Source organism: Enterobacter sp. BIDMC92 (assembly GCF_001030225.1).
Taxonomy (GTDB): Bacteria; Pseudomonadota; Gammaproteobacteria; order Enterobacterales; family Enterobacteriaceae; genus Enterobacter; species Enterobacter sichuanensis.
On the sequence record NZ_KQ087598.1, the window covers coordinates 1,341,946 to 1,364,153 of the forward strand.

Sequence of the window (22,208 nt, forward strand, 5' to 3'; positions counted from 1 at the left end):
ATTACTCTTCCAGTTTTGGCACCGGTGAATCGTCCGGCGTTCTGACGTGAACCTGTATAATACGTCGGCTGTCGGCCATGGCCACTTTGAACTGGTAACCGTCGATGTCAACGGTCTCACCGCGCGCCGGAAGATGACCAAAGGCCTGCATTACCAGCCCGCCAATGGTATCCACCTCTTCATCGCTGAAGTGGGTCCCGAAGGCGTCATTGAAGTCTTCGATGGAGGCCAGCGCACGCACGGTCCAGGTATGGCGGCTGAGCTGACGGAAGTCGATATCTTCCTCTTCGTCATACTCATCTTCGATTTCGCCGACAATCAGCTCAAGAATATCTTCGATCGTGACAAGACCGGAAACGCCACCGAATTCATCAATAACAATCGCCATGTGGTAACGCTGAGAGCGGAACTCTTTCAGCATCCGATCCACACGTTTACTTTCCGGCACAACCACGGCCTGGCGTAACACTTTTTCCATGCTGAAGGCTTCGGCATCGCTGCGCATAAACGGCAGCAGATCTTTCGCCATCAAAATCCCTTCGATGTGATCTTTGTCTTCGCTGATGACCGGGAAACGTGAGTGGGCGGATTCGATGATCACATCGAGGCACTCGTCCAGCGTCTGGTTGCGTTTCAGGGTGATCATCTGTGACCGGGGGATCATGATATCGCGAACACGCTGGTCGGCGATGTCCATAACCCCTTCGAGCATTTCGCGCGTATCTTCGTCGATAAGGTCGTTCTGCCCGGAATCACGAATCAGCTCCAGCAGTTCATCACGGTTTTTCGGTTCGCCGTGGAAAAGCTGGTTCAGAATGAGGGAGAAAAATCCCTTTTTACTGGTTGTCGTGTCGCTACTGTGTGAATTGTCGTCGCTCATGGCGTTTGTTAAGGGTTCTCTTGTTAGTTCAACGTTTACCGCCACGCAATCTCCTTTCGTGGCGGCATGTTAGTCAGTCAGGTGACGGACTATTCTTTCTCGGCAATGTACGGATCCTCATAGCCCAGAGCAAGCATTATCTCTGTCTCAAGGGACTCCATCTCTTCCGCTTCGTCGTCTTCAATATGATCGTAGCCGAGCAGATGCAGGCTGCCATGGATCACCATATGCGCCCAGTGGGCTTCCAGCGGCTTTTGTTGCTCTTTGGCTTCCTGTTCAACCACCTGACGGCAGATGATCAGATCGCCCAACAGCGGCATCTCGATACCCGGTGGAGCTTCGAACGGGAAAGAGAGCACGTTGGTTGGCTTATCTTTCCCGCGGTAGGTCAGGTTAAGCTCGTGGCTTTCTGCTTCATCCACCAGACGAATCGTGACTTCTGATTCTTCCTGAAACTGGGGGATAACGGCATCCAGCCATTTCTGAAACTGTGCCTCATCTGGCATGCCGGAATTATCTTCACAGGCCAGCTGTAAATCGAGGATCACCTGACTCATTTCTGTTCTTGCTCCTGCGCTTCGCGCTTACGTTCTGCGGCCAGTTCGGCCTTACGCTTCTGATCTGCCTCTTCCCAGGCTTCATAGGCGTTAACGATACGCGCGACCACCGGGTGGCGTACCACGTCTTCACTGTGGAAGAAGTTAAAGCTAATTTCGTCGACTTCGGCCAGCACTTCGATGGCGTGGCGCAGACCCGATTTGGTGCTGCGCGGCAGGTCGATCTGCGTCACGTCACCGGTAATGACTGCCTTCGAGTTGAAGCCGATACGCGTCAGGAACATCTTCATCTGTTCGATAGTGGTGTTCTGGCTTTCATCAAGAATGATGAACGCGTCGTTGAGCGTACGGCCGCGCATGTAGGCGAGCGGGGCCACTTCGATTACGTTACGCTCAATGAGCTTCTCGACTTTCTCAAAGCCCAGCATCTCGAACAGAGCGTCGTACAGCGGGCGCAGGTAAGGATCAACCTTCTGGCTCAGATCGCCGGGCAGGAAGCCCAGTTTCTCGCCCGCTTCCACAGCCGGACGGGTCAGCAGAATACGACGAATCTCCTGGCGCTCCAGCGCATCAACCGCGGCGGCAACGGCCAGATAGGTTTTCCCCGTACCTGCCGGACCGACGCCGAAGGTGATGTCATGGTCAAGAATGTTGGCGATGTACTGCGCCTGGTTTGGTGTCCGCGGCTTGATGACGCCACGTTTGGTCTTAATGTTAATGGCCTTGCCGTAGTCCGGCACGCTTTCCGCGCTCTGCTCAAGCACGCGCGCCTCTTTAATGGCGAGGTGGATCTGTTCCGGTTCGATATCCTGAATTTCGCCGCGCATCGGGGCGGTATCGACATACAGGCTACGCAGAATGTCCGCGGCGGCGTTGACGCAGATAGGGCGTCCGGTAAGTTTGAAATGATTATCGCGACGATTGATTTCGATACCCAGACGTCGCTCCAGTTGTTTGATGTTGTCATCAAACGGCCCGCACAGGCTCAGCAGGCGAGCGTTGTCTGCGGGCGTCAGGCTAATTTCACGCGTATCTATGTTCAAACTGTTCCTCATTGATTGGTTAACTGATCCGTTGCGACAGGACGTAATAAAACGGTCATTACCGAAATTATTCACGCCACAGAATAAAGGCGCAAGCGTTGCGGATGATATTGGGGACGATGAGAGGAAATACAAGGCCTGCCGAAGAGGCAGGCCTGAAGGATTAAGGCTGGTAAATTCCCACGCCAGAATCATTTTCTTTGCGGGTACGGGAAATCACAGATTCTGGTGACTCTGCAATACGCAGGCCCATCTCATCTTCGGTACGTACTACTTTCGCACGCAGCGAGTTGGTCAACACTTCAACAATCTCGACATCCACAAATTTACCGATCATGTCCGGGGTACCTTCAAAGTTGACCACGCGGTTGTTCTCGGTACGTCCGGAGAGTTCCATAATGCTCTTGCGCGAGGTGCCTTCCACCAGAATACGCTGGACGGTGCCGAGCATGCGGCGGCTCCAGGCGTTGGCCTGCTGGTTAATGCGCTCCTGCAGAATGTACAGACGCTGTTTTTTCTCTTCTTCCGGTACATCGTCAACCATATCGGCCGCAGGGGTACCAGGACGCGGTGAGAAGATGAAGCTGTAGCTGACGTCAAAATTCACTTCGCCGATGAGCTTCATGGTGCGTTCGAAGTCATCAGCGGTTTCGCCAGGGAAGCCGACAATAAAGTCAGAGCTTATCTGGATATCCGGGCGGGCTTCACGCAGCTTACGGATGATGGATTTGTACTCCAGCACCGTATGCGGACGGCCCATCAGGTTCAGCACGCGATCGGAACCGCACTGAATCGGCAGGTGCAGGAAACTCACCAGTTCCGGCGTATCGCGGTAAACGTCAATGATGTCGTCGGTAAATTCCATCGGATGGCTGGTGGTAAAGCGAATACGGTCGATGCCGTCAATCGCGGCCACCAGACGCAGCAGTTCGGCAAAGCTGCCGGTGGTGCCGTCGTAGTTCTCACCGCGCCAGGCGTTAACGTTCTGACCCAGCAGGTTGACTTCGCGAACGCCCTGGGCGGCAAGCTGTGCAATTTCAAACAGGATGTCGTCTGCCGGGCGGCTGACCTCTTCACCACGGGTATACGGCACCACGCAGTAAGTACAGTATTTGTTGCAGCCTTCCATGATAGAGACGAACGCGGTCGGGCCATCGGCGCGCGGCTCTGGCAGACGGTCAAATTTTTCGATCTCCGGGAAGCTGACGTCAACGACCGGGCTACGATCGCCGCGCACCTTGTTGATCATTTCAGGCAGGCGGTGCAGGGTCTGAGGGCCAAAGACAATATCCACATACGGGGCTCTCTGGCGGATCAGCTTACCTTCCTGCGACGCAACGCAGCCACCCACGCCGATGATCAGGTCCGGATTTTTTCGTTTAAGAAGTTTCCAGCGGCCTAACACGTGAAAGACTTTTTCCTGCGCTTTTTCGCGAATTGAACAGGTATTTAGCAGCAGCACATCGGCTTCTTTCGCATTTTCAGTCAGCTGGTATCCGTGGGTGGTGTCCAGCAGATCGGCCATCTTGGATGAATCGTATTCGTTCATCTGACAGCCCCAGGTTTTTATATGGAGTTTTTTAGTCATCGACTTGCTCAGCTCAGGATTGCAAGCCGCGTATTGTAATGCTTTGGTGGGGTTGTGACCAGTATGAAGGTTATGTGTCTCATGACCGAAAAAATCCGGTAAACTTAAGGGATTCTGCAATAAGGAAAATTGACCATGACACTCCAACACACCGAAGTTGCCGTTGTCGGCGGCGGTATGGTCGGCGGCGCGCTGGCGCTGGGGCTGGCGCAGCAGGGATTTGAGGTAACGGTAATTGAACAGGCAGCGCCTGGGCAATACGATCCGGCGGCCAAACCGGATGTACGCATCTCCGCGATCAGCGCAGCGTCCGTTGATCTGCTGCGCGGGCTGGGCGTCTGGGAGTCGGTGCTGGCGATGCGCGCCCATCCTTACAGCCGTCTTGAAACCTGGGAGTGGGAAAATGCCCACGTCGCGTTTGATGCCGCTGAGCTGAAGTTACCGCGCCTGGGCTATATGGTGGAAAATAACGTGCTCCAGCGGGCACTCTGGCAGGCGCTGGAGGCGCACCCGAAGGTAACGCTGCATGTGCCTGCGTCGCTGAAGGCGCTGCATCCTCACGAGAGTGGCTATGTGTTGACGCTCGACAGCGGCGATGAACTGGCCGTGAAGTTGGTCGTCGGGGCCGATGGGGCTAACTCGCAGGTCAGGCAGATGGCGGGTATCGGGGTGCATGCCTGGCAGTACGAGCAGTCCTGCATGTTGATTACCGTTCAGTGTGAGAATGCGCCGGGAGAGAGCACCTGGCAGCACTTTACTCCGAATGGTCCGCACGCCTTCTTACCGCTGTTCGATAACTGGGCGTCGCTGGTGTGGTACGACAAACCGGCGCGCATTCGCCAGCTGCAGGGGCTTTCAATGGAGCAATTGCAGCGGGAAATTCATCTGAACTTCCCGAGCCGTCTGGGCAATGTTATGCCGGTTGCCGCAGGGGCGTTCCCGCTCACGCGGCGTCACGCATTGCAGTATGCCAGAGAAGGGCTGGCGCTGGTGGGCGATGCGGCACATACCATTCATCCGCTGGCCGGGCAGGGGGTAAATCTGGGGTATCGCGACGTCGATGCGTTACTGGATGTGCTGGGCAGCGCCCGCGGGCATGCGGAGAACTGGTCCAGTCATCAGGTCCTGAAGCGTTATCAGACGCGCCGTATGGCGGATAACTTTATCATGCAGTCGGGAATGGATCTGTTCTATGCCGGGTTCAGCAATGACATAGCGCCGGTGCGTATCTTGCGTAACATTGGTTTGATGGCGGCGGAACGCGCCGGCGGCTTGAAGCGTCAGGCGCTCAAATACGCCCTGGGACTCTAATCTTTTTTCCTCTCCCGTGGGAGAGGGCATCAGACCGCACTATTCTGAGCAACAAAAACAAAAAAGCCCGCAGAGCGGGCTTTTTTGTGACTAAGTGGCTGGGGTGCAGGGATTCGAACCCCGGAATGCTGGTATCAGAAACCAGAGCCTTACCGCTTGGCGACACCCCAATTGCGTTAAACAGACTGCTTAACGACTTTTTAAATTGGCTGGGGTACGAGGATTCGAACCTCGGAATGCCGGAATCAGAATCCGGTGCCTTACCGCTTGGCGATACCCCAACAATTTTTTTTCATTACCGAAATCAATCGATAATCTAAATTTGGTGGCTACGACGGGATTCGAACCTGTGACCCCATCATTATGAGTGATGTGCTCTAACCAACTGAGCTACGTAGCCAGTACTGCAATCTTCGATGGCTGGGGTACCTGGATTCGAACCAGGGAATGCCGGTATCAAAAACCGGTGCCTTACCGCTTGGCGATACCCCAATACCGCGGAGAACCGCAAAATCGAAGAAATATGGCTGGGGTACCTGGATTCGAACCAGGGAATGCCGGTATCAAAAACCGGTGCCTTACCGCTTGGCGATACCCCATCCGTGCAACGCTTACCCGGGAATGGTGCGGGAGGCGAGACTTGAACTCGCACACCTTGCGGCGCCAGAACCTAAATCTGGTGCGTCTACCAATTTCGCCACTCCCGCAAAAAAAGATGGTGGCTACGACGGGATTCGAACCTGTGACCCCATCATTATGAGTGATGTGCTCTAACCAACTGAGCTACGTAGCCATCTTTTTTTCGCGTTACCTTATCGGCGTTGCGGGGCGCATTATGCGTATAGACCCTTGCAGCGTCAACACCTTTTTCAACGAAAATGGCGGGAATGTGACTGTTTGGTTAGGTTGCGAACAGCGTGGCCGAATATTCGGCAATTATTGGTTATTAATCGGTTTTAGAGGAGGAAAAGTGGGGCAAAAAAAATCAGGCCCCGCAGGACCTGATAAAGAAATGATTGATTATTTATAGGCAGACTGGTGAACGCCTACCGCGCGGCCTGATGGATCGTTCATTGCTTTGAAAGATTCATCCCATTCAATGGCTTTCGCGGAAGAGCAGGCGACGGACGGCCCCCCAGGCACACACTCGGCAGCACTCGGTACCGGGAACAGTTCTTCGAAGATCTCACGGTACAGATATGCTTCTTTAGAGCCCGGCGTGTTGTACGGGAAGCGGAAGCTCGCGGTTTCCAGTTGTTGGTCTGAAACCTGTTTCGCCGCCACCTCTTTCAGGGTGTCGATCCAGCTGTAGCCTACGCCGTCAGAGAACTGCTCTTTCTGACGCCATGCCACACTTGCCGGCAGGTAGGATTCAAAACATTCGCGCAGGATATGTTTTTCCATTTTGCCGTTGCCGCACATTTTATCCTGCGGGTTAATGCGCATCGCCACATCAAGGAATTTTTTATCCAGGAACGGAACGCGTGCTTCTACGCCCCAGGCGGACATCGCTTTGTTAGCTCGTGCGCAGTCAAACATGTGCAGCGCCTGCAGTTTACGCACCGTCTCTTCGTGTAACTCTTTGGCGTTTGGCGCTTTGTGGAAGTACAGGTAGCCGCCAAACACTTCGTCAGAGCCTTCACCGGAGAGCACCATCTTAATGCCCATCGCCTTGATCTTGCGCGACATGAGGTACATTGGCGTGGAGGCGCGAATGGTGGTCACATCATAGGTTTCAATGTGATAGATCACATCGCGGATCGCATCCAGACCTTCCTGCACGGTGAAGTGAATTTCATGGTGCACCGTCCCCAGGTGGTTTGCCACTTCCTGCGCGGCTTTTAGGTCAGGCGCGCCTTCCAGACCCACGGCAAAGGAGTGCAGCTGTGGCCACCAGGCTTCAGAGCGCTCCTGATCTTCCACACGACGGGCGGCAAATTTCTTGGTGATCGCCGAGATCACGGAGGAATCCAGACCGCCGGAGAGCAGCACGCCGTAGGGCACGTCAGACATCAGGTGGCTTTTCACGGAATCTTCCAGTGCCTGGCGCAGCTCGGCTTTGTCCGTGACGTTGTCTTTTACGGCATCATAGTCGAACCAGTCGCGCTGATAATACTGACGGATTTCGCCATCTTTGCTCCACAGGTAGCTGCCCGCCGGGAACTCTTTAATGGTGCGGCAAACCGGCACCAGGGCTTTCATCTCAGACGCGACATAGAAGTTGCCGTGTTCATCGTGGCCCATGTACAGCGGGATAATACCAATATGGTCACGGCCAATCAGGTAGGCGTCTTTTTCACTGTCGTACAGGGCGAATGCAAACATACCCTGAAGGTCGTCCAGGAACTCGGGTCCTTTCTCCTGATACAGCGCCAGGATGACTTCACAGTCAGAGCCGGTCTGGAACGCGTAGCGGTCACCGTACTCGGCGCGCAGCGCCTGGTGGTTGTAAATCTCACCGTTAACCGCCAGCGCGTGCGTTTTTTTCTCGTTATACAGCGGCTGTGCACCGGCATTGACGTCGACGATTGACAGACGTTCGTGTGCCAGAATGGCTTTGTCACTGGCGTAAACGCCGGACCAGTCCGGGCCGCGATGGCGCATCAGGCGGGACAGTTCGAGTGCTTTTTTACGCAGTTCGCCCGCGTCAGTTTTAATATCCAGTACGCCAAAAATAGAACACATAACCTTCTCCGTTAACCCTGTTGCATTGTGATGTTGCTTGCTTATGAAAATGCCGCAAAGGGGCAGGGCGCGCAAGCGTTTTACGGGTGAAAACGGAAATAGTGCAATGGCGGTTGCGGATCAGTGAAAAACGCGTATGTGATGAGCGCATTTATTGATGATTATTCAACAGAAGCACCTTTTTGTTAGATGGGGTTGTGTTTTGCATACATAAAAATAAAGAACCACGCCCTGAGGCGTGGTTCGGTATCAGATAATGTCAATTTCGTCGACGGAGGGGTAAATCCAGCTTGGCCGGAACGGCATTGAATCGATGTCATCAAGCTGAGAGACGCCGGAGAGCACCAGAATTGTCTCCAGACCAGCCTGGAAACCGGCCAGAATATCGGTGCGCAGGTTGTCGCCGACAATCACGGTCTCTTCAGAGTGGGCCTGCATCTTGTTGAGCGCGGCGCGAATGATCCACGGGCTTGGCTTGCCGACATAGAACGGCTTGCGCCCGGAGATTTTTTCGATACCGGCGCACAGCGCGCCACAGGCCGGATAAAAGCCACGGCCATGGGTATCCGGGTTGGTGGCAATAAAGCGCGCGCCGTTAGCCACAAAGAAAGAGGCTTTATGCATCATCTCCCAGTTGTAGGAGCGCGTTTCACCTACGATCACAAAGTCCGGGTTGACATCGGTGATGGTAAAGCCCGCTTTGTACAGCTCGTGGATCAGCGCCCCTTCACCGACCACGTAGGCTTTTTTCCCTTCCTGACGCTTCAGAAAATCCGCCGTGGCCATTGCCGAGGTATAAAACACGCTGTCCGGGACGTTGACACCCGCCGTCGCAAAGCGGTTTGCCAGATCCTGACCGGTCTGAGAAGGGTAGTTCGTGAGAAGAACCAGAGGCATTCCTTTGTCGATGATGCGGTGAAGAAACTCCGCAGCACCCGGCACGGCAACGTTGTCGTGCATCAGCACGCCGTCGATATCACAAATTACATTCTTAATGGTCATGGACATTCCGACATCAAAAAAAGAAGGCGTTACTATAAGGTCCGATTAACTTTCCAGCAAATGCTGCAGCAGAATTCCGTTGAGCATAGCCCGTTTGACCAGCGCGAACGCGCCAATCGCTGAGCGATGGTCAAGCTTTGAACGAACCACCGGGAGGTTCTGGCGGAATGCTTTCAGCGCCTGGGTGTTAATACAGCCTTCAATGGCGGGGAGCAGGACCTTTTCTGCCTCCACAATTTCACCTGCGATCACCACTTTTTGCGGGTTAAACAGGTTAATGGCGATGGCGATGGTTTTCCCCAGATGGCGTCCCACCTGTTCGATCACTTCGCAGGCCAGCGCGTCGCCTTTATTGGCGGCTTTACAGATGGTGCCTATCTTGCAGTCGTCCAGCGTCACGCGGCTTTGGTAACCCTGTTCCAGCAGATGGCGGACGCGCTGCTCGATGGCGGTGTTGGCGGCAATGGTTTCAAGGCAACCAAAGTTTCCGCAGTGGCAGCGCTCCCCGAGGGGTTCAACCTGAATGTGGCCAATCTCACCGACGTTACCGTTGCGACCAATAAAAATACGGCCGTTAGAGATAATGCCGGCGCCCGTACCGCGGTGAACGCGCACCAGAATAGAGTCTTCGCAGTCCTGACTCGCACCAAAGTAGTGCTCAGCAAGCGCCAGAGAGCGAATGTCATGGCCCACAAAGCAGGTCACTTTAAAACGCTTTTCCAGCGCGTCGACCAGCCCCCAGTTTTCAACCTGAATATGCGGCATATAACGGATCACGCCGCTTTCCGGGTCGACCAGGCCGGGAAGAATCACGGAGATGGCGATGAGTTCGCGGATCTTGCGCTGACAGCTTTCAATAAACAGCGCGATGGTGTTCAGCAGCGCATGCTCCAGTGTTTCCTGGGTGCGCTCCGGAAGAGGGTAGTGCTCTTCCGCAATGGCTTTGCTGCTCAGATCGTAGAGCGTGAGCGTGGTGTCATGACGACCCAGCCGGACGCCGATCGCCTGAAAATTACGGGTTTCGGTAACAATGGAGATCGCGCGGCGGCCCCCGGTAGAGGCCTGCTGATCGACTTCTTTGATCAGACCGCGCTCGATGAGCTGGCGGGTAATTTTTGTCACGCTGGCGGGAGCAAGCTGGCTTTGTTCGGCTATCTGGATACGTGAGATTGGACCATGTTGGTCAATCAGGCGATATACCGCCGCACTGTTAAGTTGTTTAACGAGATCGACATTACCGATTTGAGCTTGTCCGCCAGGTGTCATACTTTTACTTACTCAGTGACGACCTCGTTACCATTAACGATGGTCTTAATAATTTTATAATCGTGTGTGAATGCCGTCAGGTTTGCAACCATACCTGGTGCAATTCCGCCAAGCTGTTTATCCACGCCCATTGCACGCGCCGGATAAAGGGTGGCCATACGCAGGGCTTCATCAAGCGCAATCCCGCAATGTTCCACCAGGTTACGCACCCCTTCAATCATGGTCAAAGAGGAACCACTCAGCGTACCGTTTTCATCCACACACAGTCCATTGCGGTAGTATATTGTTTTACCGGCAAAAATGAACTGCTCAATATTTGCACCTGCCGGTGCGGTGGCATCCGTGACCAGACAAAGCTTGTCACCTTTCAGCCGCTTGGCATTGCGAATGTTGGTGTAATCGACGTGTAAACCGTCGGCGATAATGCCGCAGTATACGTCTGGCTCATCCAGAATCGCACCGACCAGACCCGGTTCACGCCCCGTGATATACGGCATGGCGTTATAAAGATGCGTCGCAAAGGTAATGCCCGCGCGGAAACCGGCTTTCGCCTCTTTCAGCGTAGCGTTAGAGTGGCCTGCTGAAACCACAATCCCGGCGGCGGCCAGCTTGCTGATGACGTCAGTGCCGGTCATTTCAGGGGCCAGCGTGACTTTGGTGATCACATCAGCGTTCGCACACATGTAATCCACCAGCTCTGCATCCGGTTTGCGCACGTAATCCGGGTTATGCGTCCCTTTCTTGACCATATTGAGCCATGGTCCTTCAAGGTGCAGACCCAGCGCCTGATTGGGGTGTTTGGCCAGGTATTCACGCATCACGCGGATACCCTGTTTCATAAGATCATCACTGCTGGTGATGAGCGTTGGCAGATAGCTGGTGCAGCCAGATTTCTCGTTGGCTTTCTGCATGATCTCCAGCGTTTCGACCGTCACCGCGTCGGCGGAGTCATTAAATTGCACACCGCCGCAGCCGTTCAGCTGTACGTCGATGAAACCGGGGGAGATTACTGCTCCATTGAGTGAGCGCTGTTCAATCTCCGGCGGCAGCTCTGCCAGCGGGCAAACACGTTCAATCAGGCCATTGGCGATAACAATCGCATGGTCATCCAGAATATCATGGCCGGTATAAATCCGACCGTAGGTTAAAGCGTACATAACGACCCCCGGTTAAAAAAAGCGGCCGCCTCTTGTTGAAGAGGCGGTTATTCAATTACAGACCTTTGATGTTCTCAGCTTCTAACTCGTTGAAGTATTTCAACGTTTTTACCTTCAGCTCCATCGTGGATGGCTCGTCGCAGACGATGACTGATTTTGGATGCAGCTGCAGGCAGCTGATGGTCCACATATGGTTAACGTTGCCTTCTACGGCTGCCTGGAGCGCCTGCGCCTTCACGCTGCCCAGCACCAGAATCATCACTTCTTCGGCATCCAGCAGGGTGCCTACGCCTACGGTCAGGGCGTATTTTGGAACCTGGTTCACATCGCCATCAAAGAAGCGGGAGTTTGCCACGCGCGTGTCATGGGTCAGCGTTTTAATACGGGTACGGGACGCCAGAGATGATGCCGGCTCGTTAAATGCGATGTGACCATCATTACCCACACCGCCCATAAACAGGTGGATTTTACCGTAAGAACGGATTTTTTCTTCATACTGACGACATTCTGCGTCAATATCAGGCGCGTTTCCATTCAGCAGGTTAATATTTTCAGCTGGAATATCAACGTGATCAAAGAAATTGCGGTGCATAAAGCTATGGTAGCTTTCCGGATGATCTTTCGGTAAGCCGACGTATTCATCCATATTGAAGGTCACAACATGTTTGAAGCTAACCTGGCCTGCTTTGTGCATCTCAACCAGGGCCTTATACGCGGTCAGCGGTGTGCCGCCCGTCGGGAGGCCAAGTACGAAAGGACGATCGGCGGTCGGTTTGAACGCGTTGATGCGGTTAACGATATGGCGAGCGGCCCATTTACCGACTTGTTCAGCAGTTGCCAGGGGAATCAGTCTCATTGTTCACCTCAAGAGTTAAAGTAGAAGAGTGGGCGGATGGCTATCGGGACCTGATACGTAAGCGTAACCTGGAACCTTTCAGGCCGGATCAATCCGTCTTGATTTTTCGAATGATAAAATAAGTTTTCGTTGTTAGCCAGTGAAAGGGAGGGTGAGAAACGATATTTGGTGACAAAAATCACAAAAAGCAGGTGTTTAATTTGCGATACGAATTAATTTTTCACACACTCACAATGCCAGTGAATCATCAACTGTATCTATAGTTCGTGACACAATAAAAAACAGAGCTGAGAACACGCCTTAAACGGGGTCTCATAGGGGGAAGAAAGTGAGTATTCTAGGTTATTTACAAAAGGTTGGTCGCGCACTGATGGTGCCGGTCGCCACGCTGCCTGCCGCAGCCATCCTGATGGGTGTCGGCTACTGGATCGACCCCAACGGCTGGGGTAGCACCAGCGCGCTGGCGGCGTTCTTTATCAAGTCAGGCTCCGCCATTATCGACAACATGTCCGTGTTGTTTGCGATTGGTGTGGCTTATGGTATGTCCAAAGACAAAGACGGTGCCGCTGCGCTGACCGGTTTTGTCGGTTTCCTCGTCTTAACCACGCTCTGCTCACCAGCAGCAGTGGCGATGATCCAAAAAATTCCGGCGGACCAGGTACCGGCGGCATTCGGTAAGATCAGCAACCAGTTTGTCGGTATCCTTGTAGGTATCATCTCCGCCGAACTGTATAACCGCTTCAGTAGCGTTGAACTGCCAAAAGCGCTCTCCTTCTTTAGCGGCCGTCGTCTGGTGCCAATCCTGACCTCGTTCGTGATGATCGTCGTTGCGTTCATCATGATGTACATCTGGCCGATGATCTTCGACGGTCTGGTTAACTTCGGTGAGCACATTCAGAAACTGGGCTCCATCGGGGCGGGCGTGTACGCGTTCTTCAACCGTCTGCTGATCCCGGTTGGTCTGCACCACGCGCTGAACTCCGTGTTCTGGTTCGACGTTGCGGGTATTAACGATATCCCTAACTTCCTGGGTGGCGCACAGTCCATCGAAGCCGGTAAAGCGGTTGTCGGTATCACCGGTCGCTACCAGGCTGGCTTCTTCCCGATCATGATGTTTGGTCTGCCGGGTGCTGCGCTGGCTATCTACCACTGCGCGCGTCCAGAGAACAAAGCGAAAGTGCTGGGTATTATGATGGCGGGGGCGTTTGCGGCCTTCTTCACCGGTATCACCGAACCGCTGGAATTCTCCTTCATGTTCGTGGCGCCTGTGCTGTATGTGATCCACGCTGTGCTGACCGGTATCTCCGTGTTTATCGCTGCCAGCATGCACTGGATTGCAGGCTTTGGCTTCAGTGCGGGTCTGGTGGATATGGTGCTTTCTTCCCGTAACCCGCTGGCGACCCACTGGTGGATGTTGATTCCACAAGGTCTGGTGTTCTTCGCGATCTACTACGTGGTGTTCCGTTTCACTATCACCAAATTCAACCTGATGACTCCGGGTCGTGAGCTGGCTGTGGCCGGTAGCGAAGCGGATGGTCAGGACGTGAACGTGAGCGGTGCGCAGGATCAGGATGTTTCTGGTCTGGCGCGTCAGTACATCGCCGCTGTCGGGGGTTCTGACAACCTGACCGGCATTGATGCCTGTATCACCCGTCTGCGTCTGAACGTGAAAGATTCCTCTCTGGTGAATGAAGCGCTGGCAAAACGTCTGGGCGCGTCCGGCGTTATCCGCCTGAACAAAACCAGCGTGCAGATTATTGTTGGCTTCGTTGCGGAAAAAATTGCCAACGCCATGAAAACAACCGGCCCGGTCGCCGCCGCTGAAGCAGGCGCTGCTCCCGCTGCCGCACCTGCAGCTGCAAAACCGCAGGCTGTACCAAACGCCAAAACCGTTGCCGCGCTGGTTTCTCCTGTCACCGGTGAAGTCGTGGCGATTGAGCAGGTGCCTGATGAAGCATTCGCCAGCAAAGCGGTGGGGGACGGTGTCGCGGTGAAACCAACGGACAAAACCGTTGTGTCTCCTGCTGCCGGTACCATCGTGAAAATCTTCAACACTAACCACGCGTTCTGCCTCGAAACCGAAAATGGCGCGGAGATCGTTGTCCACATGGGTATCGATACCGTAGCGCTGAACGGTCAGGGCTTTACTCGCCTGGTGGAAGAGGGCGCTGAAGTGGTCGCCGGGCAGCCGATTCTGGAAATGGATCTGGACTTCCTGAACGCCAACGCGCGATCCATGATAAGCCCGGTGGTGTGCAGCAACATCGACGACTTCAGTGGCCTGGTCATTCAGGCGAAAGGTCAGGTTGTTGCGGGCCAAACACCGTTGTATGAGATTAAAGGCAAGTAATCGCTCCTGAGTAGAGTCATGCCTTAAGCGGCGGGGGATCTCCTCCGCCGCTTTTTTTTGCAGCAAATGCCCCCATTATTTTCTTCAGAGCCGTTTTAAGGGTTGTCACTACGTCCGGCTTATAAGATCATATGCCGTTATACGTTGTTTACGCTTTGAGGAATCCACGATGAGTGAGGCAGAAGCCCGCCCGAGTAACTTTATTCGTCAGATCATCGATGAAGATCTGGCCAGTGGTAAGCACACCACAATCCATACCCGTTTCCCGCCGGAGCCAAACGGCTACCTGCACATCGGGCATGCAAAATCTATCTGCCTGAACTTTGGCATTGCCCAGGACTACCAGGGCCAGTGCAACCTGCGTTTCGATGACACCAACCCAGTAAAAGAAGACATCGAATACGTTGAGTCCATTAAGAACGATGTCCAATGGCTGGGCTTCAACTGGTCTGGCGATATCTGCTACTCCTCTGACTATTTTGATCAGCTGTACGCCTATGCGGTTGAGCTGATCAATAAAGGTCTGGCGTATGTCGACGAGTTGTCTGCGGATGAAATCCGTGAATATCGCGGTACGCTGACCGCACCGGGTAAAAACAGCCCGTACCGCGATCGCAGCGTGGAAGAGAACCTGGCGCTGTTTGAAAAAATGCGTGCGGGTGGCTTCGAAGAAGGCAAAGCGTGTCTGCGTGCCAAAATCGACATGGCGTCTCCGTTCATCGTAATGCGCGATCCGGTGCTGTACCGTATCAAGTTCGCTGAACACCACCAGACCGGTAACAAGTGGTGCATCTACCCGATGTACGACTTCACCCACTGCATCAGCGATGCGCTGGAAGGTATCACCCACTCGCTGTGTACGCTGGAGTTCCAGGATAACCGTCGTTTGTACGACTGGGTACTGGATAACATCACCATTCCTGTGCATCCACGTCAGTACGAGTTCTCTCGTCTGAATCTGGAATACACCGTGATGTCCAAGCGTAAGCTGAACCTGCTGGTCACCGACAAGCACGTTGAGGGTTGGGATGACCCACGTATGCCGACTATTTCTGGTCTGCGTCGTCGTGGTTATACTGCCGCCTCTATTCGTGAGTTCTGCAAACGCATTGGCGTGACCAAGCAGGACAACACCATTGAAATGGCGTCTCTGGAATCCTGCATTCGCGAAGACCTCAACGAAAACGCACCGCGCGCGATGGCGGTTATCGACCCGGTGAAACTGGTTATTGAGAACTATCCGCAGGGTGAAAGCGAGCTGGTCTCCATGCCTAACCATCCGAACAAACCGGAAATGGGAAGCCGTGACGTGCCGTTCAGTGGTGAAATCTGGATCGATCGTGCTGACTTCCGCGAAGAAGCTAACAAGCAGTACAAGCGTCTGGTGTTGGGTAAAGAGGTGCGTCTGCGTAATGCTTACGTCATCAAAGCCGAGCGCGTGGAGAAAGATGCGGAAGGTAACATCACCACCATCTTCTGCTCTTACGACGCAGAGACCCTGAGCAAAGATCCGGCGGACGGACGCAAGGTAAAAGGCGTTATTCACTGGGTCAGTGCGCCCCATGCGCTGCCGGTCGAAATTCGCCTCTACGATCGTCTGTTCAGCGTGCCTAACCCGGGGGCGGCTGAAGACTTCCTGGCGACCATTAACCCGGAATCACTGGTTATCAAACAGGGCTATGCGGAGCCATCACTGAAAGCGGCTGAAGCGGGCAAAGCGTTCCAGTTCGAACGTGAAGGTTACTTCTGCCTGGACAGCCGTCACAGCACGGCGGAAAAACCGGTATTTAACCGTACCGTGGGCCTGCGTGATACCTGGACTAAGATCGGCGAATAATAACGCTGTATTGGTCAATGAGAGACAAACGCCGCGTATTGCGGCGTTTTTTTTATTTATGATCATATCGTTAAAGCCGGGCTGTAAACCTTTCGGTAAAAATATCAGGTCAATGAGGTGCTACTTATTTTCCTGAAAAAAGTTTGTTTGTTTCCATAAATACAGAATGAGGAAAACGTTACAGACTTTAACGATCTTAACTACTGAAATTTAATGTCTTACCCCGCCAAATCTCGTCCTCCGGTAAATGTTACAAAGCACTACCAATTATGTGCACTTCGTCATAATCCTGACTTTTGCCCGCTGAAAAGCATTGATAATTCGCGTCGCGAAAAATAACCTAAAGACGGTAGTTAATTCGAGGGTATTTATAACTACCCCTGACCATCGGGTCTTTTTTATTTTCGCCGTTTCAGGCGTTTTAATTCGTCAAAGAGGAATAATCTATGCGTACGTTCAGTGGCAAACGTAGTGCGCTGGCGCTGGCTATTGCCGGTGTGACAGCAATGTCGGGCCTGGTCGTTACCCCAGAGGCAAAAGCGGCGGGTTTCATCGAAGATTCTACCCTCACGGGCGGTATTTATTACTGGCAGCGTGAGCGTGACCGTAAAGACGTTACCGAAGACAAATACAAAACCAACCTTTCTCACTCCACCTGGAACGCCAACCTGGACTTCCAGTCAGGCTACGCCGCGGATATGTTCGGTCTGGATATTGCTGCGTTCACCGCGATCGAAATGGCGGAAAACGGCGACAGCGCCCACCCTAACGAAATTGCCTTCTCCTCCAGCAACAAAGCCTATAAAGAAGACTGGTCCGGAGATAAAAGCGGTATCAGCCTTTACAAGGCCGCAGCGAAATTTAAATACGGCCCGGTATGGGCGCGCGGGGGCTATATTCAGCCAACCGGCCAGACGCTGTTAGCGCCGCACTGGAGCTTTATGCCGGGCACTTATCAGGGGGCCGAAGCCGGGGCGAACTTCGACTATGGTGATGCGGGTGCGTTGAGCTTCTCTTACATGTGGACCAACGAGTACAAAGCTCCATGGCACATCGAAATGGACAAGTTCTACCAGAACGATAAAAAAACCAAAGTCGATTACCTGCACTCGCTGGGCGCGAAATACGACTTCAAAAACGATCTTGTTCTTGAAGCGGCATTTGGTCAGGCAGAAGGTTATGTCGATCAGTACTTTGCCAAAGCCAGCTACAAATTTGATATCGCCGGTAGCCCGCTGAGCACCAGTTATCAATTCTACGGCACCCGCGATAAAGTCAGTGATGGTGGCGTCAACGACATCTATGACGGTACCGCATGGTTACAGGCTTTGACCTTCGGCTACAAGGTAGGCCAGGTTGATTTACGTCTGGAAGGGACGTGGGTGAAGGCGGAAGGGCAGCAGGGTTACTTCCTGCAGCGTATGACCCCGACCTATGCATCGTCCAATGGCCGTCTTGATATCTGGTGGGATAACCGTTCAGACTTCAACGCCGACGGCGAGAAAGCGGTCTTCTTCGGTGCGATGTATGACCTGAAAAACTGGAACCTGCCTGGCTGGGCGGTGGGGGCTTCCTACGCTTACGCCTGGGATGCAAAACCTGCCGATATGGCCACACCAGACGCTTACTACGATCCAAACTATCGCCTGAAAGAGTCCTCCTACAGCCTGGATGCGATCTATACCCTGCAGGATGGTCGCGCAAAAGGCACGATGTTCAAACTGCACTTCACCCAGTATGACAACCACTCCGATATCCCGAGTTATGCGGGCGGTTACGGCAACATCTTCCAGGATGAACGTGACGTGAAATTCATGGTTATCGCACCGTTCACCATCTTCTGATGAATCGTCCGGCGGGCAGTGCCTGCCGGACAGGAGACTGCACATGATGAAAAAAATCGTAATTGTCGCGCTGCTGGCGTCGGGACTAGTGGCGTGTGCTCAGACTCAGGCACCGAAAGAAGATTCCCGGCTGAAAGAGGCCTATAGCGCATGTATCAATACCGCTGAAGGTTCGCCGGAGAAAATTGAAGCCTGTCAGAGCGTGTTAAATGTGCTGAAGAAAGAGAAAGCGCATGAGCAGTTCGCGACGCAGGAGACGGTGCGCGTGATGGATTACCAGGCCTGTATCCAGGCGCGTAAAACCGGTAACGATCAGGAAGTGGCGAAGCGTTGCGATCAGATCTGGAAAGAAATTCGAAGCAATAACAGTAAGTAACTCGCTGTTATCATGCCCGGTGGCGCTGCGCCACCGGGCATTTTTTTAGGCAAAAAAAAGCCAACCTCGCGGTTGGCTCAGAGCATGAACACAAATTATTTTGCGTCGTGCGCGTGATCGTCTTCACGGCAATCGCCTTCAGCACAGTGACCATACAGGTACAGGCTGTGGTTGGTCAGGCGGATGCCATGACGTGCCGCGATTTCACGCTGACGTGATTCGATGGAATCATCGCTGAATTCAATGACCTTGCCGCAATCGAGGCAGATCAGGTGATCGTGGTGCTGCTGCTGGGTCAGTTCGAAGACAGATTTTCCGCCTTCAAAATTATGACGGGTAACAATGCCCGCGTCATCAAACTGGTTCAGCACGCGATAAACGGTAGCCAGCCCAATCTCTTCACCCATGTCGATAAGACGTTTATAAAGGTCTTCCGCACTGACATGGTGATTGTCTGGACCCTGAAGCACTTCGAGGATTTTTAACCGAGGAAGCGTAACTTTCAGGCCAGCCTTCTTTAATGCGGTATTGTTGTCAGTCATGCGGAATCTGTCCTGTTGCTAAACGATTCACTTCTTAGGAAGTGACAGAAAATGCACCTAGGATAATGCGTCTCATTATAGAACTGCCATGGCTAAATGAAAACTGCAAGTCTCAGGCAAAATATGCTTATAAAAACGTGGTATCACCAACAAACTTGCGCAATGGAAAACCACGTTTTATCAGGGAGACATTGTACAGGTCTGGACGAAAAAGTTAAAAGATTGTAGCGATTAATTTAATCGGTTTGACCTGGAACACGGGCGCAACCGCCGTTGCGCCGTGATAAAACTCAGGCGTTGAGAATATCGTCCAGGTGCAGCTCTTCGCGGATCTGCTTCACCCACTTCTCAACACGCTCTGCGGTCAGTTCTGGCTGACGGTCTTCGTCGATGGCCAGACCCACGAAATGGTCGTCATCCGCCAGGCCTTTAGACGCTTCGAAGTGGTAACCGGCAGTCGGCCAGTGGCCGACAATCACGGCGCCATTTGGCTCGATGATGTCGCGGATAGTGCCCAGTGCGTCACAGAAGTACTCGGCGTAGTCTTCCTGATCGCCACAGCCAAACAGGGCAACCAGTTTACCGTTGAAATCCACTTCTTCCAGCGTCGGGAAGAAATCATCCCAGTCGCACTGGGCTTCGCCGTAGTACCAGGTCGGAATGCCCAGCAGCAGGATGTCATATCCTTCAAGGTCTTCTTTGCTGCTCTTGGCGATGTCATGCACATCAGCAACGTCTTTACCGAGCTGTTTTTGAATGTTTTTTGCGATGTTTTCGGTATTGCCGGTATCACTGCCGAAGAAAATGCCGATGATTGCCATGAGTAAAATAACCTCTTGAAACTTAATAGTATGGTGGCGCAATTTGGCCACGGATAAGGGCAATAATAGCAGAACTGGCAACCCTGCGGAAACAGCTATCACGCAGGACTGCACTCTGTGCTACATGAAAAGGGTCATTAAGGGGATTTTCAGACTTATGCCTGGCTGCGCAACGTCTCAAGCTGGGCGATCAACATCTCTTCAATGAGTTCGCTGCGGCTGATATTGCGCGCGTCAGCCAGCTCATTCAGCGCATCGACGGCGTCGGCGTTAAGCTTCAGTTCGACACGCTTAAGCCCACGATTTTTATCGCGTTTAAGCTGATTGCGTTTATTGATACGCAGCTGTTCATCGCGCGAAAGCGGATTCGTCTTGGGTCGTCCCGGGCGACGCTCATTCGCGAACAGATCTAGTGTCGTACGGTCCGTTTGTTCTTTGGCCATGATTCTGAGACTTCGGGGGAAACACGCCGCCCTGCTAATGCCCGGGCGATAAGCGCGCCATCATACATCACCAAAAACGGCGCGCCAACGACTGGAAGCCCGCAGCCTTCCAGTCGCTCTCTTTTTAATCAATTTGCCGTATCAGAGAGATAGCGACGAATGGCGCGCAACACGGCGTCAGGTTTTTCGGCATGAACCCAGTGTCCGGCACCGGCAATCACGTGGGCTCGCGCCTGAGGGAATTGCGCCAGTATAGCGTCGCGGTACGCGTCGGTAACATAAGGAGAGTTACCGCCACGAATGAAGAGGGTAGGGTGTGGCCAGGCAGGTACCGTTTCCCAGCCCACGATGTTGTTGTACTGCGCCCAGAGCACCGGCACGTTAAAACGCCATTGTCCGTCCACAAACGATTTCAGCAGGAACTGCACAACGCCTTCTTCGTCCAGATGGTCACGCATGACGGCCGCCGCCTGTTGGCGGGTCGCGACACCCGCTTCGGTGACCGCATTGATGGCGGCAAAAATGTCGTCATGACGGCGAACGTCGTAATCGACAGGCGCGACATCAATCACCACCAGGCCGTTAATACGCTCCGGCGCACGCGCTGTGAGGGCCATCACCGCTTTGCCGCCCATTGAATGCCCGATGAGGGTTACCTTCTGCAGGCCGTTGGCGTCCAGCGTATCCAGCAGATCCTGCGCCATCGCGGCATAGGTCATCTCGTCTGAACGCCCGGAAAGACCGTGATTGCGCATATCGACCTGCAAAATATCGTGGTCAGTAACCAGATCGCGCGCCAGCACGCCCAGGTTATCCAGACTGCCAAAAAGCCCGTGAACCAGTACGATGGGAGAATTATTGTTCGGCGATTGTGCAGTTTGCGCTCGGGTATTCAATTTCATGGCAAAGTTCTTTTTTTACGTATGTCAGGTTAGGGTATCATGTTGACCATTCTGCCGCCCGGCTGCAAGGTTCCAGTTTAATCTGACTTTTGTGGCCAACCTGGTTTGACGCTATCCGCTGTTGGGATTTGACCTTATAATCCCAATGACTTGTATTCAGATAAGATATCGCACTGGATTAAGATGAAAACAATCGAAGTTGATGACGAACTCTATCAGTATATTGCCAGCCAGACGCGGCATATCGGGGAGAGCGCGTCCGACATTTTACGGCGCATGCTTAAAATTTCCGCCGCTTCACAGCCTGCTACCCCAGTCACCAAAGATGTCGTGTCTCAGCCGGGCGTTGTCGCACAAGCAAAACCTGCCGTGACACCGGCAAAAGATAAAGTGCGCGCGATGCGCGAGCTGCTCCTGTCCGATGAATATGCGGAGCAGAAAAAGGCGGTTAACCGCTTTATGCTGGTGCTGTCTACACTTTATTCACTGGATAACAATGCGTTTGCTGAGGCGACCGAGTCGCTTCACGGTCGTACTCGCGTCTATTTCGCGGGTGATGAGCAGACGCTGCTGCAAAATGGCAACCAAACCAAACCCAAACATGTCCCTGGCACTCCGTACTGGGTGATCACCAATACCAATACGGGCCGCAAGTGCAGCATGATTGAACACATCATGCAGTCCATGCAGTTCCCGGCGGAATTGACTGAAAAGGTTTGCGGTACAATTTAACCCTTGCATCAGAAGG

Annotated in this window: 20 protein-coding genes and 7 tRNA genes; 7 read left to right on the forward strand and 20 right to left on the reverse strand. The window is 53.4% G+C overall.

Going from position 1 to position 22,208, the window contains the following annotated elements; genetic code table 11:
• Position 1: 1 nt before the first annotated feature.
• The 4 genes from corC to miaB form a co-directional block, all read right to left on the reverse strand.
• On the reverse strand, positions 2 to 880 hold the full coding sequence (gene corC / locus SP99_RS06075; protein WP_025756344.1) for a CNNM family magnesium/cobalt transport protein CorC: 879 nt from the start codon (positions 878 to 880) through the stop codon (positions 2 to 4).
• An 89-nt stretch (positions 881 to 969) separates the two neighbouring features.
• On the reverse strand, positions 970 to 1,437 hold the full coding sequence (gene ybeY, locus SP99_RS06080; protein ID WP_047958024.1) for an rRNA maturation RNase YbeY: 468 nt from the start codon (positions 1,435 to 1,437) through the stop codon (positions 970 to 972).
• Positions 1,434 to 2,480: a PhoH family protein gene (locus SP99_RS06085; RefSeq protein WP_025756345.1), complete on the reverse strand. Its 1,047-nt coding sequence runs from the start codon at positions 2,478 to 2,480 to the stop codon at positions 1,434 to 1,436. The genes ybeY and SP99_RS06085 overlap by 4 nt, the downstream gene beginning before the upstream one ends.
• A 163-nt stretch (positions 2,481 to 2,643) precedes the next feature.
• Positions 2,644 to 4,068 carry a tRNA (N6-isopentenyl adenosine(37)-C2)-methylthiotransferase MiaB gene (gene miaB, locus SP99_RS06090; protein WP_025756346.1) on the reverse strand — a complete coding sequence of 475 codons (1,425 nt, stop codon included), beginning with the start codon at positions 4,066 to 4,068 and terminating at the stop codon, positions 2,644 to 2,646.
• 135 nt (positions 4,069 to 4,203) lie between these two features.
• Here miaB and ubiF point away from each other — a divergent pair, with 135 nt between their 5' ends.
• Complete coding sequence (ubiF, locus tag SP99_RS06095; RefSeq protein ID WP_047958025.1) at positions 4,204 to 5,379, forward strand: 3-demethoxyubiquinol 3-hydroxylase; 1,176 nt, start codon at positions 4,204 to 4,206, stop codon at positions 5,377 to 5,379.
• A gap of 95 nt (positions 5,380 to 5,474) precedes the next feature.
• Here ubiF and SP99_RS06100 read toward each other — a convergent pair.
• The 7 genes from SP99_RS06100 to SP99_RS06130 form a co-directional block, all read right to left on the reverse strand.
• A tRNA-Gln gene (locus tag SP99_RS06100) sits at positions 5,475 to 5,549 on the reverse strand.
• 36 nt (positions 5,550 to 5,585) lie between these two features.
• Positions 5,586 to 5,660 (reverse strand) — tRNA-Gln (locus tag SP99_RS06105).
• A gap of 42 nt (positions 5,661 to 5,702) precedes the next feature.
• Positions 5,703 to 5,779: transfer RNA gene (locus SP99_RS06110), tRNA-Met, on the reverse strand.
• A gap of 17 nt (positions 5,780 to 5,796) precedes the next feature.
• A tRNA-Gln gene (locus SP99_RS06115) sits at positions 5,797 to 5,871 on the reverse strand.
• A 32-nt stretch (positions 5,872 to 5,903) separates the two neighbouring features.
• Positions 5,904 to 5,978, reverse strand: a tRNA-Gln gene (locus SP99_RS06120).
• A gap of 23 nt (positions 5,979 to 6,001) precedes the next feature.
• A tRNA-Leu gene (locus SP99_RS06125) sits at positions 6,002 to 6,086 on the reverse strand.
• A gap of 9 nt (positions 6,087 to 6,095) precedes the next feature.
• Positions 6,096 to 6,172, reverse strand: a tRNA-Met gene (locus tag SP99_RS06130).
• A 42-nt stretch (positions 6,173 to 6,214) separates the two neighbouring features.
• Here SP99_RS06130 and SP99_RS24880 point away from each other — a divergent pair.
• Positions 6,215 to 6,409 (forward strand): hypothetical protein, encoded by a 195-nt coding sequence (locus SP99_RS24880; RefSeq protein ID WP_167514952.1) that lies wholly within the window; start codon positions 6,215 to 6,217, stop codon positions 6,407 to 6,409.
• Here SP99_RS24880 and asnB read toward each other — a convergent pair.
• From asnB to nagB, 5 genes are all read right to left on the reverse strand, one after another.
• Positions 6,400 to 8,064 carry an asparagine synthase B gene (asnB, locus tag SP99_RS06135; RefSeq protein WP_025756349.1) on the reverse strand — a complete coding sequence of 555 codons (1,665 nt, stop codon included), beginning with the start codon at positions 8,062 to 8,064 and terminating at the stop codon, positions 6,400 to 6,402. The genes SP99_RS24880 and asnB overlap by 10 nt on opposite strands.
• A 249-nt stretch (positions 8,065 to 8,313) precedes the next feature.
• The gene (nagD, locus tag SP99_RS06140) at positions 8,314 to 9,066 is read right to left on the reverse strand and encodes a ribonucleotide monophosphatase NagD (RefSeq protein ID WP_025756350.1); all 753 of its coding nucleotides are present in this window, start codon (positions 9,064 to 9,066) and stop codon (positions 8,314 to 8,316) included.
• Positions 9,067 to 9,111: 45 nt separating this feature from the next.
• Positions 9,112 to 10,332 carry a DNA-binding transcriptional regulator NagC gene (gene nagC, locus SP99_RS06145; RefSeq protein ID WP_025756351.1) on the reverse strand — a complete coding sequence of 407 codons (1,221 nt, stop codon included), beginning with the start codon at positions 10,330 to 10,332 and terminating at the stop codon, positions 9,112 to 9,114.
• 8 nt (positions 10,333 to 10,340) lie between these two features.
• The gene (gene nagA / locus SP99_RS06150; protein ID WP_047958026.1) at positions 10,341 to 11,489 is read right to left on the reverse strand and encodes an N-acetylglucosamine-6-phosphate deacetylase; all 1,149 of its coding nucleotides are present in this window, start codon (positions 11,487 to 11,489) and stop codon (positions 10,341 to 10,343) included.
• Between the two features lie 55 nt (positions 11,490 to 11,544).
• Positions 11,545 to 12,345, reverse strand: coding sequence for a glucosamine-6-phosphate deaminase (gene nagB, locus SP99_RS06155; RefSeq protein ID WP_013097568.1), 801 nt, complete (start codon positions 12,343 to 12,345; stop codon positions 11,545 to 11,547).
• Positions 12,346 to 12,673: 328 nt separating this feature from the next.
• Between nagB and nagE the strand changes: the two genes are divergently transcribed.
• The 4 genes from nagE (at position 12,674) to chiQ (ending at position 18,752) form a co-directional block, all read left to right on the forward strand.
• Positions 12,674 to 14,695 carry an N-acetylglucosamine-specific PTS transporter subunit IIBC gene (gene nagE, locus SP99_RS06160; protein ID WP_025756353.1) on the forward strand — a complete coding sequence of 674 codons (2,022 nt, stop codon included), beginning with the start codon at positions 12,674 to 12,676 and terminating at the stop codon, positions 14,693 to 14,695.
• A gap of 169 nt (positions 14,696 to 14,864) precedes the next feature.
• Positions 14,865 to 16,532, forward strand: coding sequence for a glutamine--tRNA ligase (gene glnS / locus SP99_RS06165; RefSeq protein ID WP_047958028.1), 1,668 nt, complete (start codon positions 14,865 to 14,867; stop codon positions 16,530 to 16,532).
• A 446-nt stretch (positions 16,533 to 16,978) separates the two neighbouring features.
• Complete coding sequence (gene chiP, locus SP99_RS06170) at positions 16,979 to 18,376, forward strand: chitoporin ChiP (protein ID WP_025756355.1); 1,398 nt, start codon at positions 16,979 to 16,981, stop codon at positions 18,374 to 18,376.
• 46 nt (positions 18,377 to 18,422) lie between these two features.
• Positions 18,423 to 18,752, forward strand: coding sequence for a ChiQ/YbfN family lipoprotein (gene chiQ / locus SP99_RS06175; protein ID WP_047959783.1), 330 nt, complete (start codon positions 18,423 to 18,425; stop codon positions 18,750 to 18,752).
• A gap of 95 nt (positions 18,753 to 18,847) precedes the next feature.
• Here the strand turns inward: chiQ and fur are convergent, their stop codons facing one another.
• From fur to ybfF, 4 genes are all read right to left on the reverse strand, one after another.
• The gene (fur, locus tag SP99_RS06180; RefSeq protein ID WP_023310771.1) at positions 18,848 to 19,294 is read right to left on the reverse strand and encodes a ferric iron uptake transcriptional regulator; all 447 of its coding nucleotides are present in this window, start codon (positions 19,292 to 19,294) and stop codon (positions 18,848 to 18,850) included.
• 290 nt (positions 19,295 to 19,584) lie between these two features.
• Positions 19,585 to 20,115 carry a flavodoxin FldA gene (fldA, locus tag SP99_RS06185; RefSeq protein ID WP_008501067.1) on the reverse strand — a complete coding sequence of 177 codons (531 nt, stop codon included), beginning with the start codon at positions 20,113 to 20,115 and terminating at the stop codon, positions 19,585 to 19,587.
• 155 nt (positions 20,116 to 20,270) lie between these two features.
• The gene (ybfE, locus tag SP99_RS06190; RefSeq protein WP_023334913.1) at positions 20,271 to 20,558 is read right to left on the reverse strand and encodes a LexA regulated protein; all 288 of its coding nucleotides are present in this window, start codon (positions 20,556 to 20,558) and stop codon (positions 20,271 to 20,273) included.
• Positions 20,559 to 20,686: 128 nt separating this feature from the next.
• Complete coding sequence (ybfF, locus tag SP99_RS06195; RefSeq protein ID WP_047958029.1) at positions 20,687 to 21,460, reverse strand: esterase; 774 nt, start codon at positions 21,458 to 21,460, stop codon at positions 20,687 to 20,689.
• 183 nt (positions 21,461 to 21,643) lie between these two features.
• Between ybfF and seqA the strand changes: the two genes are divergently transcribed.
• The gene (gene seqA / locus SP99_RS06200) at positions 21,644 to 22,192 is read left to right on the forward strand and encodes a replication initiation negative regulator SeqA (protein WP_025756358.1); all 549 of its coding nucleotides are present in this window, start codon (positions 21,644 to 21,646) and stop codon (positions 22,190 to 22,192) included.
• Positions 22,193 to 22,208 lie beyond the last annotated feature (16 nt).